Source organism: Paenibacillus sp. SSG-1 (genome assembly GCF_002224835.1).
Lineage (GTDB): Bacteria > Bacillota > Bacilli > Paenibacillales > Paenibacillaceae > Paenibacillus_AQ > Paenibacillus_AQ favisporus.
This window is the reverse complement of record NZ_MBRK01000001.1, coordinates 2671657-2688876: the sequence shown is the minus strand read 5'-3', so window position 1 is coordinate 2688876 and position 17220 is coordinate 2671657. Positions and strand designations below refer to the sequence as shown.

The 17220-nt window shown below is 51.4% G+C and carries 15 protein-coding genes; all 15 read right to left on the bottom strand.

Annotated elements, in window-relative coordinates:
- Positions 1-2: 2 nt before the first annotated feature.
- Entirely contained in the window at positions 3-1421 is a 1419-nt protein-coding gene (locus BCV73_RS12425; RefSeq protein ID WP_089547332.1) for a sulfatase family protein, read from the bottom strand.
- A gap of 14 nt (positions 1422-1435) precedes the next feature.
- Positions 1436-1990: an adenylyl-sulfate kinase gene (gene cysC / locus BCV73_RS12420; RefSeq protein ID WP_089547331.1), complete on the bottom strand. Its 555-nt coding sequence runs from the start codon at positions 1988-1990 to the stop codon at positions 1436-1438.
- Positions 1991-2007: 17 nt separating this feature from the next.
- Entirely contained in the window at positions 2008-3012 is a 1005-nt protein-coding gene (locus tag BCV73_RS12415) for a Gfo/Idh/MocA family protein (protein WP_089547330.1), read from the bottom strand.
- Positions 3009-4427 (bottom strand): sulfatase family protein, encoded by a 1419-nt coding sequence (locus tag BCV73_RS12410; RefSeq protein ID WP_076165459.1) that lies wholly within the window; start codon positions 4425-4427, stop codon positions 3009-3011. The genes BCV73_RS12415 and BCV73_RS12410 overlap by 4 nt, the downstream gene beginning before the upstream one ends.
- Positions 4428-4460: 33 nt before the next feature.
- Positions 4461-5264, bottom strand: a complete 804-nt coding sequence (locus BCV73_RS12405) for a sugar phosphate isomerase/epimerase family protein (protein ID WP_089547329.1) — start codon at positions 5262-5264, stop codon at positions 4461-4463.
- Between the two features lie 57 nt (positions 5265-5321).
- Positions 5322-6428: a Gfo/Idh/MocA family protein gene (locus tag BCV73_RS12400; RefSeq protein WP_076165463.1), complete on the bottom strand. Its 1107-nt coding sequence runs from the start codon at positions 6426-6428 to the stop codon at positions 5322-5324.
- A gap of 168 nt (positions 6429-6596) precedes the next feature.
- The gene (locus tag BCV73_RS12395) at positions 6597-7304 is read right to left on the bottom strand and encodes a carbohydrate ABC transporter permease (RefSeq protein ID WP_256992828.1); all 708 of its coding nucleotides are present in this window, start codon (positions 7302-7304) and stop codon (positions 6597-6599) included.
- 197 nt (positions 7305-7501) lie between these two features.
- Positions 7502-8368, bottom strand: a complete 867-nt coding sequence (locus tag BCV73_RS12390; RefSeq protein ID WP_076165466.1) for a carbohydrate ABC transporter permease — start codon at positions 8366-8368, stop codon at positions 7502-7504.
- Positions 8369-8389: 21 nt separating this feature from the next.
- Positions 8390-9721: an ABC transporter substrate-binding protein gene (locus tag BCV73_RS12385; protein ID WP_089547328.1), complete on the bottom strand. Its 1332-nt coding sequence runs from the start codon at positions 9719-9721 to the stop codon at positions 8390-8392.
- Positions 9722-9888: 167 nt separating this feature from the next.
- Positions 9889-11403 carry a response regulator transcription factor gene (locus BCV73_RS12380; protein WP_179231977.1) on the bottom strand — a complete coding sequence of 505 codons (1515 nt, stop codon included), beginning with the start codon at positions 11401-11403 and terminating at the stop codon, positions 9889-9891.
- Entirely contained in the window at positions 11378-13207 is a 1830-nt protein-coding gene (locus BCV73_RS12375; RefSeq protein WP_089547326.1) for a cache domain-containing sensor histidine kinase, read from the bottom strand. The genes BCV73_RS12380 and BCV73_RS12375 overlap by 26 nt, the downstream gene beginning before the upstream one ends.
- 291 nt (positions 13208-13498) lie before the next feature.
- On the bottom strand, positions 13499-14911 hold the full coding sequence (locus BCV73_RS12370; RefSeq protein WP_089547325.1) for an MDR family MFS transporter: 1413 nt from the start codon (positions 14909-14911) through the stop codon (positions 13499-13501).
- Positions 14912-15067: 156 nt separating this feature from the next.
- On the bottom strand, positions 15068-15535 hold the full coding sequence (locus BCV73_RS12365) for a MarR family transcriptional regulator (protein ID WP_089547324.1): 468 nt from the start codon (positions 15533-15535) through the stop codon (positions 15068-15070).
- 94 nt (positions 15536-15629) lie between these two features.
- Positions 15630-16061, bottom strand: coding sequence for an SRPBCC family protein (locus tag BCV73_RS12360; protein WP_076165478.1), 432 nt, complete (start codon positions 16059-16061; stop codon positions 15630-15632).
- A gap of 59 nt (positions 16062-16120) precedes the next feature.
- Complete coding sequence (locus BCV73_RS12355) at positions 16121-17035, bottom strand: tetratricopeptide repeat protein (protein ID WP_089547323.1); 915 nt, start codon at positions 17033-17035, stop codon at positions 16121-16123.
- Positions 17036-17220: the final 185 nt, after the last annotated feature.

Sequence of the window (17220 nt, the reverse complement as noted above, 5' to 3'; positions counted from 1 at the left end):
CATTAATGGCAGGACGAAGCTGCCTGATCAAACCGCTCCCGCCGCGGATCCCGCTGCCATTCGTCCCAGCTCATGCCGGAAGCGGACAGAATTTGCTCGATCCGTCTCCGGAACGGCAGCCCTGCCTCGACGAGCTGCCGGATCATCGGATCCTCGCGGCCGCCGAGCTTGCTGCTGACCCATTCGCCGATTTCCTGTTCGAATTGATCGGCGAGCTCCGGAAGCTGATCCGCCAGATTGTCTTTTTCGGCGGGGTCGGCGATCAGATCATACAATTCCCTTGGCGGACGGGTGAACGGCCCCGAATCGTACGTTCGGATGAACTTGTACCTCGATGTCCGAATGGCTCTGGCTGCCTGCCAGGCGCATTCGCTCAAAAATATTTTCTCCGCCGTTCCTTCGGCTTCTCCTCGAATCGCCGGCCATAAACTTTTGCCGTCCAACCCGATAGGATCAGTTAGCGGAGCAAGGTTAATATGTGAAGGGTGCTCTTGACGGATCGACTCCAGAACGGTCGGCAGCAGATCTACCTGCTGAACCAGCCCATGCACTCTCTTTCCGGATGGAATTCTGCCCGGCCATCGCATGATGAGTGGAACATGGACGGTCGGTTCGTACAATCCGCAGTGGTCCCAGTATATATCGTGCTCCGTCAGGCTTTCCCCATGATCCCCGAATAGAATCAGCAGGGTATCCTCGGCAATTCCCAGTTTCTCCAGATGGTCGTCCAGCTCCTTCAACCGGTCGTCCAAATACCTGATTTCGGCGTCGTAGAGCGCATCATAATAAGCACTGTCCGTTACCGGCCCGACCAAATCGTAGTGGTGGTGTTTAAAAAACGGATATGCCGGGTGATTATACGCCCGCTCCATGCTGCGGTTGGCCGGATCATAGGGATCACGGCCGCTGTCGTAAAATTCGGGAATATAGTCTGCCGGCGGCAAATAAGGCGTGTGAGCATCCCAGTAATGGAGGAACAGAAAAAAATTCTCCTCCCGATGCGCCTCAATCCACGGGAATGCCAGCTCGTTGACCGTCACGCCGTCGATCCAGCGGTTGCCGCCGACGCTGTTCGTATAATAGCGGTAACCTCTGGCGAACCATTCCTTCAATTGATACAAATTGTCTACCGCCGAGGTCGTGAATCCGGCGCTTCGCAGCATTGTCGGCAGCCATGGCACCGACTTCGGCAGGTGAGCCAGCTCGGAACCATGCGATACAACGCCTGTTGTGAGTCCAATTTTGCCCGTGAAAATCCCGGTATGCGCCACTTCCGTCGGAATATCCGCGGCATACGCCCGTTCGAAGAGAACGCCCTGGGCGGCGATCCGGTCCATATGCGGACTTGTCGGCTTGGTGTAACCATACCCGGTTAACCGGGAAGCGCGAAGCGTATCCAGCGAAATCAAAATGATTTTCATCCGTCTTAGTCCTCCTAAGGAGCTGCCTTTTTTAGCGGTGCCCTGCGATTCAGCCAGGATAAAATCTGATCGCTGTTGTACTGAAGCGAATGGGATGATGTGCAAATCGTGATGTCGGGATCGGAAGGGATATCGTAAGGGTCGGATATTCCGGTGAAATGCTTCACCTCTCCCCGCCTTGCTTTGGCATACAGGCCCTTCACGTCACGCCGCTCGCATTCCTCCAAAGGACATTTAACATACACTTCGACGAAACCCGGAATTTCTTGCCTTGCGTAGTCTCTCATTTCAGCATATGGCGTGATGGCGGATACGAGCACATGGACCCCATTACGGGCAAGGAGCTTAGAGACGTAGGCGATTCTTTTAATGTTCTCAAACCGCTCCTCACGGCTGAACCCGAGGCCTTTGCAAATCGTTTCCCGCAGCTCGTCGCCGTCCAGCAGCTCTGCGCGGACTCCCCGCTGCAGCAGCTCATTCGCCACATAACGGGCCGTCGTCGTTTTGCCGGCGCCCGAAAGGCCGGTAAACCATAACACCGTTCCTTTATCTTCCTGCCTTATATTCATCCTTAAGTACCTCCTGCTTATGGGCTGGTCGGCACCTCTACGGGTATTCCGCCGGACTGATGCGATCGGATAGCCGCTTCGATGACTTCCTGTGCGGCGAGCGCATCCGAGCCGGAAGCCTCGATGTCTTCTGGGGTAGCTCCTCCCTTGATCTGTTCGATCAAGCGGTTGATCCGGTGCTTGAACGTGTCGTCAAAACCCTGCATCCCGCCGAACAATGGATTGCGCAGCACCGTAAGTTCATCCGATTGATGCGGATAATACGTCATGCTCTCATAGACGTTGTCGATGACGATCCGGCCTGTAGTGCCGGCCGCTTCACAGAACTCGATCGGGTGGCGCATGGAGGCGTCGTAACTGCCGGTTAGATGACCGACTGCTCCTGAATCGAACTCCATGTTGACGGAAACGGTCGACCACGAATTCCGCCCCGGCGCTTTCGTCATGAATGCCTGCACCCGCTTCACGTCGCCGGCGAAGTAGCGCATGACGTCGATGGAATGCGGATGGAGCGCACGCATGTGCAGCCACTCCGTATCCTCCTGCCGGTTCGAAATGGTTAGCCGCATGTTCATATACAGCATGGAACCGAGCTTCCCTTGTTCGATGAGTTCCTTAGCCTTGTACGCGGCAGGCGTAAAGCGGTGATTCAGGTTGCAGGCGAGTCTTATGCCTTTTTCCCGGGCCAGGGCGACCATGCTGCGGGCCTCTTCGATCCGGTTCGATATTGGTTTCTCGACGAGCACGTCTTTTCCTGCTTCGATCGCGATAACGGCAGGCTCGAAATGATGGCTCCCTTTCTCAACCCCTGCCGTCGCCACGGCCACCATATCCACAGACTCTGCGGCGAGAAGTTCACGCAGATCTGTGTAGAAAGGAACGCCATGCTCGAGTCCCGCCGCTTCAGCGCGTTCCGCTATAAGGTCGCATACGGCGACAAGTTCCGTATCCGGGTGCTGCTTGTATGCCCGGCAGTGAATCTTGCCAATATGATTCACACCGACGACAGCAACCCTGATCATCGGGATTCCGCCTTTTCCTTCGCCTGCAGCGAACGCGCCTTTTTGATGGACCCGATGTGAAGGGAATCATACACTTCCTGGGACGAGGTGAATTTCTTGCCTGTTCCATGCCAATTCAGATTGGTATAGATCGGGTTGACTCTTTGGGTCTCATGCTCTCTCTTGGCGATGTGATCCTCCATCCGTTTCGTAAGCAACGCAACGACATCCGGCTCCTGCTCCGCGACATTATGATTTTCTTCGGGATCAAGAATGAGATTATACAGCTCCACCTCAGGCTTGAAATGGAAGTCCGGTTCAAGCGCCCGGATCAGCTTCCATTCCGGTGTGCGCCAGCCATGCTTGCGCATCCAGGTGCACTCGGTGATATAAAATTCGCTGATCCGGTTCCGCTCCTCACCTGCGATCGTCTTTCGCAGACTGCGACCGTCAAACTTCGTCTCCACCGGAATTTCCAGGAGATCCAGAACCGTAGGCATCACGTCCGAAATGACAGTGACGTCGGATACCCGCTTACCGGCCGGTACGCGGCCAGGAAACTTGATGATGAGCGGGACGACCAACGTGCAGTCGTACATCCCATGATGGTCGAAATAACAATCGTGCTCATACAGCGTCTCACCATGATCGGCGGTGATGATCACAAGCGTGTCATCCTCCAGGCCCATCGCGCTGAGCTTGGCAAAAATGGTTTGAATGCAGGCATCCATATAGGCAACAGCCCCGTCATACTGCGCGGTCACGTATTCCTGGTCGGTGACCCCTTCCGGAATCCAGGATTTCAAAAAATCGGCAAACGGTTTGAATGCGTAGACCGGTTCCATGGAGCGGTTGCCGGGATCTTTTTCGTCACTGCCGTAAAACATCCGTTCGTACGGCGCGGGCGGCAAATAGGGGGAATGCGGATCCATATGCCGCAAAAAGAGGAAAAACGGTTTGTTGTCTGCTGCCAAGCGTTCCAGCTCAGGTACGGCCACTTCGTTCAAATTTTGCGCTTTCGGCGTTCGTCCCGTTTCATCGGGCAGCCAAGCCTCGTAATCCAGATACGTACCGAATCCGCGCGAGGACGGATTGCCGGTAAAACCGATACAAGTCGTGTTATAACCATGATCGCCCAGCGTTTCAGCCAGAGTCTGCACATGATCGCCCAATGGTCCTTCATGGCGGAGTGCCACGACGTCCGTTCCGAACACGTCCATGCCGGTCAGCATAGACGCGTAGGCCGGAGTGGTCGGAATGCTGGGGCTGAAATGCTTCTCGAACAGGACGCCATCCTTTGCCACGCGGTCGATATATGGGGTCGTCAGCTTTTCGTAACCATACGAGCTCATATGATCACGCCGGAGGCTGTCGATGCCGAAAATAATGACGTTTGACTTACGCTTAGGCTCATTCTTACGCTTACGGTTGCTCATGTCGATTGAGTTCACTCCTTACCAAATATGGATTTACCGCGCACCCAAGTTCTTGAGGATCGCGTTCAAGTAGCCGTACGATTCAGCCGCAACGATGGATACCTGCGCCAGCGAATGCTCCGGTGAAGCGCCGATGACCTCTAACACGACCGGGCCGTCATACCCGCCGTCGACCATGGCTTTACAGTAGCCGTACAAATCAATGTCTCCTCTTCCGCACGCCTGCAGCTCGATCGGACCAGGGCCTTGGTCCTTCCCAAGGCAGTCACGGATATGGATGTGTTTTACTCGATTTAACACGGCTGGAAGCGCCTCCTCGGCTTGCTCGCCGGCGCGGTGAATATGGCTCGGGTCCATGTCAATGCCGAACGCCGGGGATGGGATAGCCTCCATGGCTCGCAGCGTTGTCGGCGTATTGTGGATCGCGTTGCCTACATGGGCTTTGACACACAGCGTTACGCCAAATGACGCTGCTTTCTCAGACATGCTGGCCAGCTTATCGATCGATGCGGCGAGGTCTTCCTCGACATTCATCTTGCCCCCTGGACCGACGTTCACGATCGGAATCTTCATCTCGGCGGCCGCCTCGAACGCGGGAAGCAGCCGCTGCTCATCGAGCGATGCCACTTCCGTCGAAAGAAGGGACAGGCCGTTCTCTTGTACGATTTCGAGCAGCTCGTTCTTCTGCTCCTTCCAGCGGCTAAGGTCCAGATGTTCGCACATCCCCTGGATGGCGGCAATCTCGACTCCGTCGTAACCGCAGAGCGCGATTTGCTTCGCCGCTTCCGCAAAGCTGAAATGCTTGAATAATACGGAATTGACCCCTAACTTGATCATCTCGGGTTTTCCTCCTTGTTCTTCGAATATTCGAATAATGGATATCATCCGGATTTCTTACTTCAAATACAGCGGATCTCCATGCAGCGGCGGCAGCGGATGCGGCCGAACGACTTCACCGCCGAGTTCGTAGGACTCCTGAACCGCATGAACGTATTCCAATACGGCCAGTGCATCGCGGCCGCTGGCGCGCAGCTGGTCCTGAGACACTTTGTTCTCTACATCCTCCAGGAAGGCGTGCAGCCGGTTGTTGAACGTCCGGTTAAAATCGTTTGTTCCAAAATCGGTGACGATCGGCTCCGGTTGAACGCTGATTGCAGCGATGCCCTTCTCCGCTTTCCAGAATGAAACCTTCTCGACGCAATTTTCGATGCAGAATGTTCCCTTGGATCCAGCCACCTCCAGGCTCCACCAGCCGCCGAGCCCATATACCGCATCGCCCCGCTGGCTAAGCAGGTACCCGACGCCGCCATTCGCAAACTTGACATGAATGCTGTTGATGGACACCATCACGTCTCCGGCGCTGCGGCGGAACCCCGGCCGGTCCGAGAACGTTTGGATGTGGGTGATGTCCCCGCAGAAATGCCGCATCACACTGAACGGATGGGTCAGGAACGCCCGCATGTGAAAATACGGATGCCCGCTGATTTTCGCGGAGCCGGCAGGCGCATAATTCGCTTCCCCGCCGTTGAAGCCCATCTTAGCGAGGCAGTACACAAGCTCGCCGATATCTCCGCCGTCCACGTAAGCCTTCGCCTTCTCTGCAGGAGCGGTGAAATAGTGATTCAGGTTGCATCCGAGATACACCTTCTGCTTCTCCGCGAACGCAACGAGTTCGCGGCCTTCACGGACATCATTGCAGAGCGGCTTTTCGACGAGCACATGCTTGCCGTAACCGATCGCTTCCATCGCCGGTTCGAAATGCCAGCTTCCGTTATCAATCCCTCCGGTCGTAATGTCCACGACCTGCAAATCCGGCTCGTTCTCGATCATGTCCTTCAAGCTGTAATAGGCTTTGACGCCGTGTCTTTCCGCAGCGGCATCCGCGCGTTCCCGAACGACGTCACATACCGCTACAACATCCGCCAATTCGTCATCCTTATAACAATTGGCGTGGTTATTCCCGATTCCATTCATGCCGACGATTCCGATTTTGACCGCCATTTCCTCATCCCTTTCACCCGTTATAGATTCGCTGCTCCACAATTAGAAGATCTGTAACCGTTTTCTAATAACATCATAATCCCCGTGTTTTTCTGATTCATGGTCGATCGGGACAGAAACCGCACCGATCCGGACGATTTGTGATGCACATTTAGCCGGGTCATTCTTCTAGCCTTTGACCGCCCCTGCCGTCATCCCCGCCACGATTTTCTTGTTAAAGAAAATAAAGAGAATGAGCGGCGGGATCGAGATCAGCACGATGTCCGCAAACAGCAGGTTCCATGATGTCGTGAACCGGCTCATGAAATTGTACAGCGTCAGCTGGATCGTGGCGTTGTCCGCGCCGGGGAAAAAGTAAAGCGGATTGACAAAGTCGTTAAACACATTGATGGACGTCAGCACGATCACAGTCGAGGTCACCGGCTTCAATAGCGGAAAAATGATGCTCAAAAATAACCGGCCGCCGCCGCATCCGTCGATCAAAGCGCTCTCATCGACTTCACGGGGGAGCGTCGCCACAAACGCTTTGTACAGAATCGCCGCAAACGGAAAATGAAGCGCGACTTCGATAAGCGTGATTCCCGCCAGCGTCTTAAACAAGCCGATGGAATCGAGCACCCAGATCGTTGGCACGATGGCCGGCGGGATCATCAGCCCGGCGAGCACAAGAAAATTAATGAAGGAGGACGTCCTCCCTCCTTCCCTGCGCTGCAGCACGAAGCCGGCCATCGCCGCCACAATAACGAGGATGCTGATGGACAGGACGGTGAGCAGCGTGCTGTTGATGAATGCGCGGATCAGCATGTAATCCGAGGCGGTCAGGACGGCTTTATAATTGTCCAGGAAATGAAAGCTGGTCGGCCAAGCCATGCTCATATCAGCAGATTCCGCCTGATTCTTAAGCGAATTGATGATTACAAAGTAAAAGGGAATCCAAAAGATCAAGGTACTCAGAAGGAGTGCCACGATACCCAGAGCGATTTTCCTCACCCGTTTAGATAGCCTGCCGTCAGCGCGCTCACTCCTGCTTCCGCGGATGCCCCTGATCATGTGATTGCTGCTTATACCTTTGCTCATAAGTTCACCTCGCTTTTCGTCAGGAACTTATAGAGCGGGAACGCCAGCACCGAGACGGCGATGAACAAGATCACGTTACCGGCCGTAGCGAGTCCATAGAAACCGGCCTGGTACTGCTTGTAAATAATGGAGGCGATCAGGTCGGTCGTAAAACCGGGTCCGCCCTTCGTCATCGCCCAAATCAAATCGAAGGAGCGCAGGCCGCCGATGAATGCAAGAATAATGACGGAGTTCATGGCCGGCCGGCTCAGCGGCAGCGTAATGTTCCAAAAAGCGGAATAGTTGTTCCCTCCGTCGATCTTCAAGGCTTCGTAATATTCCTGGGGAATCGCCGATATCCCTGCGATATAGATGACCGTAGCGACGCCGACGCCCTTCCAGACATCGACCATCGCAACGGACAATAACGCGATTTTTGTATTGCCCAGCCAATCCGGACCGGTGATGCCGAGAGAGGCCAGGACGGTGTTGAACATCCCGTGCGATGGGTGCATCATCGTGGAAAATGCGATCCCCACAGCGATCGTACTTAACAAGGTCGGAAAGAAAATAACCGAACGCAAATAGTTTTTGAACAAAATCCTGGACGTAAGGAAGGCACCTAGCAGAAGACCAAGCACGACTTTTAACCCGCAGGTCACGACGGCATACACGAGCGTGTTCCGGAATCCGATGCTCAGCGACGTTTCGGAGAAAAACGTGGCATAGTTCTCAAAGCCGATATACGTCCATTTTGTTAAGGTCCATCTCGTCATGCTGAAGAAAAACGACAGGATGGTAGGGAGCAAATAAAAGACGAAGTAAATGATGCCGGCTGGCAGTAAAAAGAAATACGAATACGTTCTCATCTTGGTTTTGGTCATGAAGTTCTCCTTTCTCGGCGGTTACCAGCCAGGAAGGTTCAGCTGCTGCGCCTGTTTCTCCACGTCCTTGTCGTAGTCTTCGGCCCCTTTCTTGCCTGTGCTGATGCCGCTGCCGACAGCGACCGTAATGTTTTCGAGGTTCGGCCCTTTGACCGGGGAAACGAATTCAAGCGCTGGAGCAGTGTGCCCCTCGTCGAAATAATGCTGCATGTCTTTCACGGCACCGTAAGAATCGTCCGGCAGTGTGGCGCCTTTGATCACGTATGGTCCCGCCGCTTTCACCTTGGAAGCGAATACGGCCTGACCTTCCGGAGAGACAAAATAGTCCACCCATTTCTTTGCCGCGTCGGCATTTTTAGTGTCTTTGTTGATATACAGGCCGCTCGGCATCCATATGGTCAGCCCGTTTACGTCCACGCTGTCGCTCGGCTGGGCGAAAAATCCGATGTCGTCGATCTGGTCCGGCGTATTGGCCATGATCGTGTCGAGTCCGCTGGACAGCATCGGGTAATGCACGCCTTCGCCGGTGGCCAGCATTTTCAGCGCCACGTCATAGGTCGTTGCCAGAAAATCCTTATTCATATAGCCCTTCTTGTACACTTCTTCGATCTTTTCGAAGCCGCGAAGAGCCGCAGGCGTGGTTGCATACTTGACCTTGTTGGCCGTGTAATCCGTCGCGAAATTCGGCACTTGCGCCTGAACGTTATAGAAGTCGGCCAGCACAAACAACTGTGAAGTCCAAGTATCCTTGTAGGAAGCGAGAACGGCGGTTTTACCGGCTGCTTTGATCTTCTCGTTGTTAGCCATGAATTCATCCCATGTTTTCGGTACGGATAAGCCAAGGTCGGCGTAAACCTTTTTGTTGTAAAGAATGCCCCCTGCATTGGTGGAGCCCACAGGAGCACCGTATACTTTACCGTTGGATGTGACGACCGTCTTGAAGGAATCGAGCACATTCGCCATAAAAGGTTCGCTCGTAACATCCATGAAGTGCTCTTCCGGATTTAGCGCCAGAAAAAGCGATCCGGTGTTATATACGAGCAGATCATCCATATCGCCGGTGGCCAGGCGCGTCTTGACCAGATTGTCGCCTTCCCCGCCGTCCGGTTTAATATCGAATTCGATAGCGATATTCAGCTTTTTCTCGGCCTCTGCCGCTACGGCTTTCAGCGCCTCCAGGGTTGTACCTGTATTGCCGACCATCAACGTCAGCGTCGTCTTTTTCGAAGTCGAACCGGCGGTTCCAGTATCGCCTTCGGCGGCATTGCCCCCTCCCCCACAGCCTGCAAGCAGCGTCATCATCAACACGATACTGGTAACGAATGCAAGCGGTTTGCTCTTCGTCGTCTTCATGTTTATACAACCTCCCTAACTGATTCCTTCATTGGATCCTGCGGATTGCTCAAAGGTTGAATGCGTTTTCGATGGGAGAAACGATGCAGCATCAAGGGCCCGGGTTCCCTCGTAAATTAAGATTAGATGGATTACGGATGGGTGAACACCTGTGCTTTTGCCCATTTTTAGGGGGTGAATTTTCTTTTTTGCATTTGAGCGTATGTTTTAGGGGGGGCGCCGACGATTCGTTTGAATACTTGGCTGAAATGCTTTGGATCCTCATAACCGACAAGTCTGCTGACATCCGTGATGCGGGCTCCCTCACTCAGCAGCGTTTTGGCTGCTTCGATCCGGTGCCTGATCAAATAGTCTGAGAAGGTGTACCCCGTTTGGGTTTTAAACAGGCGTGACAAATAACCAAGGCTTACGTGATGTTCCGCGGCAAACTGCTGAAGTGAAAGATCATGCTCATAATTCAAATGGATATGATTTAACAGAATGGGGACAAGTTCCTTGGGTTTCTGATCTAAAGGTGTCTGCCCGCCGAACAGCCCGAATACTTTACGGGTGAGCCAGCCGGACAGTTCATCATACGTAGTGAATTCGTGAAGTACATGCATGTCGTCATGGTGCGCTGCGATCCGGGTGTCCCGCTTGGTAGAAGCATGAAGGTTATATTTGAGCGAATAGAAAAGATCACTAATGAACAATGTCAGCTGCTTCAAAGTCAGTTGATGATGCTTCAATTCATGAACTATGCTCTGAATCGTATCTTTCCCCTTTTGAATTTCTCCCTGTGCGATAAAATTTTGGAGCAGCCTGGCACGATCCCATATTTCGCCGATTTCAGCCTCTACACTGCGTGTGTCCGGCGTTACGTATGTGGACATCCCGAACTTCCTCTGCTCCTCGATCATTTTGTTCAGTGCCGTATAGCTGGAGTGCAGGGACTCCCCCTTCATCTTGATGACGTAACCCATGTGCACTTGAATTCCGGAACGGATCAATTGTTGATAGAGCATTTGAAGGCAGGACGTACAATATGCAATAAGCTGTTCATCCTCTAAGGCTGCAAGCAGAACCTTCCGCTTCGCGCCAACGTCGATGCCGTAGAGGTCTTGTTCCCGCAGCCGCTTGAGAAATACCGATCGTACGCTGCCGAGCGCCGTATCCTTCCCGCCCTCTTCCGAAGCATGACCATCTATTTGCAGTAATGCTGCAAAATATAGGCTCCCGGTAACCGATGCCGTATACTCATTCTCCGGGGTCTCTGAAGACAAGAGCATCTGTGTGACGGCTGCATGCATACGTTCGGTTTTTCTTTTCGTATCGTTTGTAATTTGAAGAAGCGTTTGATCGATGGCCGCGTATAAAACCTCCTTGCGCACAGGCTTCAGCAAATAGTCGATGACTCCCATTTTCATTCCCTGCTGGGCATAGGTAAACTGGTCATGTACGCTCAGCACGATCGCTTTGAGGTCTGGGTGGACGCCGATTAACGCTTTGATCAATTCCAGCCCGTCCATTCCCGGCATCGTGATGTCGGTCACTACCAGGTCGGGCGTGTTCTCATAGGCCGCGGCCAACGCTTCATCTCCGCTGCCAAATGCAAAAATGCGGTGCTGCGCCTCATAGATCCGGAACAATTCGACGAGCTCCGCAAGCGCCCAATGCTCATCCTCCACCAGAAATATATTCATCCGAACCCTCCTCCTTATTCCAGCTGTCGTGATCCCTAAACGGTAACGTAATCCGGACGATCGTCCCTCCACCCTGGCTGCTCTCCAGCTCCATCCCGTATTCAGCCCCATAGAACAACCGAATCCGTTCACGGATATTGCTGAGTCCGATGCCATACGGCTGGTCTTGAATGCGGCGGCTCGATTGTGCAGCATGCTGGAGTGCGCTCCGCAGCCCTTCCAGCTGCTCCTTGTCCATGCCTTGGCCGTTATCGGACACCTCGATGACGAACGAGCTGCCGTTTTGCATCGCCCGAAGGTCAATCCTTCCGCCGGACTTCATGTTACCCAGTCCATGGATGATGGCGTTTTCGATCAGAGGCTGTATCGTTAATTTCAATACCGATGCATGGAGCAGATGCTCAGGGACGGACACGTGAAGCTCGAACCTGCTGCCGAAACGGTGATGCTGGATGTTCATGTAATTTTCGATATGGTTCAGTTCCTCTTGAAGGGGGACCGGGTGCTGTAAATTTTTCATGCTGTATTGGAACAGCTCTGCGAGCGATTCCGACATTTCGGCAACCTCCTCGATACCCCGGACACGGCTGATTGACTTCATGATGTTCAGGGTGTTGTACAAAAAATGAGGATTGATCTGCGCCTGCAGCGCCGATAACTGGGCATTTTTCTCCGCCAATTTGGATTCGTATACTTCGTTGATCAGGCGGGAAATGCTGTCCAGCATGTTGTTGTAAATCCGGCTCAGCCTGCTGATTTCGTGATTTCCTGTTACGGACATATACTGGCTGAAATCGCCCTGCTCGACCCGCGTCATTTTCTTCATCAAGTTACGCAGCGGAATCGTGATCTGGTGAGACAAAACATAAGACACCAAGGCGATCAGGACTGTGGCGAGCAGCCCGGCAAGAGCGAGAATATACTGCGACTTCTTCTGCTTGGACAATAAAAAGTCTTTCGGCGTAAGAATAACCGTATTCCATTTGGTATAATCCGAATGCTCGATCGTGTACAGGTAACGCTGCCCCATCCACGTCAGTTCCCCCGAGTGAGGCGAATTCTGAAATGCGGACTTGCCCAGTCCCGAATGGGTGTTTCCGGTCAGTTCGTCCTTGTCGTCGTAAACGATGTCTCCCTGGTCCGTCACAATGAGAACCCTCATGCTCCGTTCAAATTCGTTGGCATCGGACATGACGAGCATGTCGTTAATCACGTTCACATTGATGTTGATCTTCATATACGCGAGGGTGTCCCGATAAGGGATGCGGTTGATGTTCCGCACAAATGAGATAACCTTCTCCCGGCGGTCTCCTCCGGTATTTTCCTCACAGACAGGCAGTAAAATGAACTTGTTTGTCATGATTTCGGCTGTCCGGGGATACCAGATTTCATCTTCCAGATGAAAACTGACTTTAGGTCCGCTGGCTTTCGATACAAAATAAGCATTATGGTCCAAAGTAAACAGGTAAATGCTCTGCAATTGGGATCTCGACTGTAGATGCGTGAACAGCCGATTGTTGATCGTGAGCTCGATTTCGTTCTGTTCCACAGGATCGTCGGTATGGTAATGATCGATCAGGCTGTTTTGGATGATGGAATCCCCGATGATCGACACGGATAATTTTTCAATGTCCTGAACATACAGCTCGAACGTCCTGCTGAACTGCCTCGTAATCGTATCCGATAGTGCGAACGTTTGGCTTTTGATATCGCTTACATTTTTGTAGTCAAACATCAGGCAGGTCAACGTCACGATAAACAGGGATACCGCCGAGAATGCGATAAACATTTTTGTTTTCAGCAAATAGTCGTTCCACCGTTTGATAGGGCTCTCCTCCCTTTATCCATGCCATGTTCTTGAGGAAATCCTTGTGGAAATCCTCCGGTTCAGATCGTTCTGATCAGATCACCGCCTTCCTCCAAATACTTCCGGTTGTCTTTCTTTGGATGCCTATGCGCCGGATGATTGTCCTGTATTCGCTAACCGCCGTCTGGAACCCTTGTCACGCAAAAAAACGAATGCCAGGTGGCATCCGTTCCTTATGGAAGCTGTCTGAATGGCATGCATCCGCCTTTGAATGTGAAGAGATGATCGTTATGATGCGCTTTTTTTATGGGTAAGGAATAGACCCGGGATGCAGATTACCGCAAGGACAACGGCGGATACCAAAAATCCTGTATGATAACCCTTTAATCCGTTCGCTATCGTTGGCTGCATTCCTTGCAGGGCCGCTGCGACGACAGTTGCGATAACCGCTGAACCAAAGCTTGAACCCAGGTTTTCAATCATATTGATTCCGACACCTGCTTGCGGAAGTTGTTTGCTGTCCAGTCCTGTATAAGCGTCACTCGTAAGCGGAAGCATAATTCCTCCAAAACTGGTACCCCGGATAAACAATACGATGGAAATCCAGATCATGCTTGTATGATCGGTGATAAAGATCAGCGGAATGGAACCAATAAGCGATATGACAAGGCTGACCAGAACTACGTATTTCGCGCCGATCTGATCAATCATTTTTCCGATCAGCGGCCGGGTAATGAGCATCCCGACACCTTGGGGAATTAACGCAAGCGCGGCCTCAATGGCGGTAAAATGCCGGAAGTTTTGGAAGAACAACGGCAGGATGATCATCGGACCCATGACGGCAATATTCGCCAAAAACAAGCCGATACTCGCAGCCGCGAAGCTCTTGTGTGCAAATAAATTCATTGGAAGCACGGTTTGATTTTTTCGGATCCGATTATATACGAAGTAAAAGACGGCTAAGGCAAGACCCATGCCCACCCACAGGATAGTTTCACGATTGTTAAAGGATGCATGGTCCGCTGCTTTCGTAATGCCGTAAATCAGGGCCGCACTCATGAAGGACAAATCAATAATTCCAACAACATCGAGTTTACTGTCTTTGTCAAACGGTTCAAAGTCGGGAATCTTTTTCATCATCAGGGGCGCAGCAATCAGAACAATAAACACATTGATAAAGAATATCCAATGCCAAGAGGCGCCTTGAACGATAAAGCCCCCGATGACTGGCCCTAGAATTGGTCCAAAAATCATAGGCGTGCTGACGATGGCCATCACTTTCCCCACATTTTCAGGACCTGCTGTTTGAACCAACAGGGTGGACATGAGCGTCGTTATGATTCCCGCGCTGAACCCTTGAAGCAGACGAAAAAAGATGAAACTGGAAATATCCCAGCTTACGCCTACTAACACCGAAATGACACCAAAAGCGATGACTGCTCCGATAAAGATTTTCTTTCCGTTACATGTATTCATAAGCCATCCGGATACCGGAACCCCAATCGCAAGGGCTAAAACATACCCTGTAATGGACCAATGAACGATATCCAGCGTCGTATTGAAATCCTTGGTTAGCTGGTCGATGGCGATGTTCACCATCGTTGAGTCCAGCATTGGGGCAATGGCTCCGAGAGCAATCGCCCAGGCGGCAATAAGCATTTCTTTGGGCAATCCTGGTTCCTTGGCTTTGACTTTTGCCATGTTCATCACCTCACAGAAGGTTGTTGTTTGTTTCCTTGTCAACAATAACGCAACTTTGTTTCCCTGTCAACAAAATAATCATAACAAAAAAGCAGCCATGCTCCATAGAGCCCGACTGCCTGCGGTTTTCTTATTCATTATTCGAATGGGTCCATCTTAATGAATACTAATACCCTGTTTCATAATTTCGGCATCCAAATGCCTGCTGTACGTTTGGATGAAGCGAAGCATAGCGTCAAATTGCTCCTCGGTTACCTGCTCAAACACGGCTTGATCCCGCTCTTGAAACTCTTGGTGCAGTACCTCATGGATGTTAAAAATGACCTTCCCCTGCTCCGTAAGCCTAAAATAGATTTCTTTTTTGTTATCCGGCTTCTGGTAGCTTTCGATCAGGCCTTTTTCCATAAGCTTCTTCGTTAATTTACTTAGGGCACCTCTCGTCATATAAAGGGATTCCGCAAGTTTGGTTACGTTGGGATCGTCGTTTTTTCCGATGGCTTCGATGCAATGGACTTCAGAGGGCTTATAGCCCTTAAGACTGTCTTCCATCTTGGATTTATTAAGCCAAGCCATCTTGTTAAATAAGTCCCTGAAATCCATCATGACCTGTTCTTGTTTATTCATGGTCTGCCCTCCCGCCCGTTGGTGCATGACCCTATTATATGGAGATTTTGTTTCTATTTCAACAATATCGGCGGCTGTGCAAGCATTTGGCTAACTATTTGATCAGGGAGGCTCTCAATTGAACGCCATATTCCAAATACCCTTTTAAACAAGTCAACATATAGACCCATCCTTCTTTATTATCCACTAATTGACGTATCCAGTTCTGCTCGTTTTCGTTAAACCCTTCTTCCGTCACCTCGACGATACTTTCGGAAATTCCCGATTCAGCAATCGTAATGGTAACTTCATGCCCTTCTCCATCGGCGCCCCATTGAAACACGATTTTTTGGTTTTCTTTGATTTCCATGATCTTGATATCGCCCCGGGCATCGTATTCGTCGTAACTTAATGTAATCGTTTTGCCTTGTTCCCATCTTTCAGAGCTTGAAGTAAACCAGAAATTCCCTATTTTAGCTGGATCAACAAAAGCTTCAAACACCTCACTGACCGGTTTGCCGATCTTCATTTTGGTAACGTTGTTCATGCGACCCGTTTCCTTTCATTTTGGAGTTTGTCCACATCATTATAGCCTGATTTCTCATTTCATTCATGATACTCGGGATGTTGATGGCGCTCGCATCCGAACAAGTAACAGCCGGACCGCAAGGAAGTATCGTATTTCATGGGAGGAATATAGCCTGCCGAAATACGCTGGAGCAGCCCCTCATACGCCATCTGTTCCTCAGCCAGTTTCTGAATATACTCGGCCTTTTCTTCCTCCGTCCAATCGTCGTCAAAGGCCTCTTTGTTTGCGTCGCGGATGTCCTCAGCTTTTTGCTGAATGACCTCACTTAGGACTTCATGTGCGCGTGCGACCTTGTTGATTTTCAGTAATGTGTACACAAAGCGGCTGACCCAGTCGGGTGTCTTCCAGTATAACTTCCATCCTTTTTCAAACCATTCTACAGCCTGCTCAAAACAGCCCAGTTCAACATACAATTCTGCCATTTCAACCTGGCCGACAAATTCTTCGTCTTCTTCGGAAAAGGCGTCCAGTTTCCTTTTGGCCTCCTCCACTCTCCCAAGCTCGATCAAGCATTTAATGTGGCTGTACATCGCATAATCAGAGGGCTGAGCACTACGCTGAAAATAGTCGGCAGCGCTCTGAATATCTCCCAAATGATACCTCGCGATCGCCAGGTTATTGTACGCTTCCTCCGAAGGTTGAATCGCTAGGGACCGGGCCAGTATATCCGATGCCTCCGGCCACTTTTCCATGACAATATAAACCTCACCCAACAAATTATATGGAAAATAAGATGCCGGTTTTAAAGCGATGACCTCTTGGAGCAATGCCAAGGCTGCCTCGTGATCTTCCTCTTCATGCACATAGATCCACGCAAGATTGGTCAAAGACTGAACGTCCCGTGACTCTTCCACAGCTTGTTTGAAAAGCGCTAGCGCTTCGTCGTATTTATTTTGTTCAAGGCACGCGATGGCCCTTTGATTCGTGTTCAATGGGTATTTCTCCTTTGGTCTTAGGTGATAGTCATCATGCAGCAAATCGATCGCTACACAAAAATGTTATGCGCTATGTCCCTCTGTGACAAGCTAAAAAATGATTATAGATAGAATGAACCAAATATAGCCAACAAGGAAAAAAGCTCCCGCTGCCGGAAGCTTTAATCGCCAAGTCCATCCGC